This window comes from Desulfamplus magnetovallimortis (genome assembly GCF_900170035.1).
GTDB classification, from domain to species: domain Bacteria; phylum Desulfobacterota; class Desulfobacteria; order Desulfobacterales; family Desulfobacteraceae; genus Desulfamplus; species Desulfamplus magnetovallimortis.
In genome coordinates, this window is the sequence record NZ_LT828604.1 from 1 (window position 1) to 965 (window position 965).

Annotated in this window: 1 protein-coding gene; it reads left to right on the forward strand. The window is 46.8% G+C overall.

Annotation, left to right across the window (positions count from 1 at the left end; all coding sequences use genetic code 11):
• Positions 1-305: 305 nt before the first annotated feature.
• The gene (locus MTBBW1_RS27205; RefSeq protein WP_080810142.1) at positions 306-947 is read left to right on the forward strand and encodes a GAS domain-containing protein; all 642 of its coding nucleotides are present in this window, start codon (positions 306-308) and stop codon (positions 945-947) included.
• Positions 948-965 lie beyond the last annotated feature (18 nt).

Sequence of the window (965 nt, forward strand, 5' to 3'; positions counted from 1 at the left end):
AAGGGAAGGGGGGAAAGGGGGAGAGGTCGATGACACATTGTGTCATTATGATATTGTGATGGCAAATTGAAATGAGAAAGGAGATATTGATATGGCACGCATTCCGAGAATATTGATAAACAGCATAGCCGGTGGCACTGTATATTGCATTATGTAACCTTTTATAATTTCATAGTTGCAAATCGGGTAACAATTCGGGTAAAAGGGAAGGGTAGACAATGCGTGTTTTGCGGTTGTCCTGTTGAATGATTGTGGTTATAATAGTAATAGGATTATACGGTAAACCAATCAAAATGGAGGTAACTATGGAACAGGCATTAACACCGGATGTTTTGTATTTTTTTCAGGAAATCAAGGATTTGTATAAAGAGACAGACAGGAAATTTCAGGAAACCGAGCGTCTCATGAAGGAACGCTCTGCGGAAACCGAGCGCCTCATGAAGGAACGCTCTGCGGAAACCGAGCGTCTCATGAAGGAACACTCTGCGGAAACCGACCGCATCATCAAAAATCTATCCAAAAACCTGGGTAATCTGGGAAACCGGCTGGGTGAGTTTGTGGAGCACATGGTGGCTCCTGCCGTGGTACGATTATTTCAGTCCCAGGGGATTGAAGTGCACGAGGTCTACCCTGGTGTTGAAGCCAGGCGCAGTGGCGAGGGGGTTGAAATTGACCTTTTGGTGGTGAACGATGGCATTCTGGTTGCTGTGGAATGTAAAAGCAAACTAACGCAAGAGCATGTGGATGAACATCTTGCCAGAATGGAAAAGCTCAAGCGTTTGCTGCCGCTCTATAAAAACCACAAGGCGCTGGGTGGCGTGGCCGCCATGGTCATGAGCGAAAACGTAAAAGCTTACGCCCACAGCCAGGGGTTTTATGTGCTGTGCCAAAACGGTGAAAGCGTAGAAGTTAGCAGCCCTGAAGGATTCAACCCCAGAGCTTGGTAGAGGGAAAGGGGGACAGGT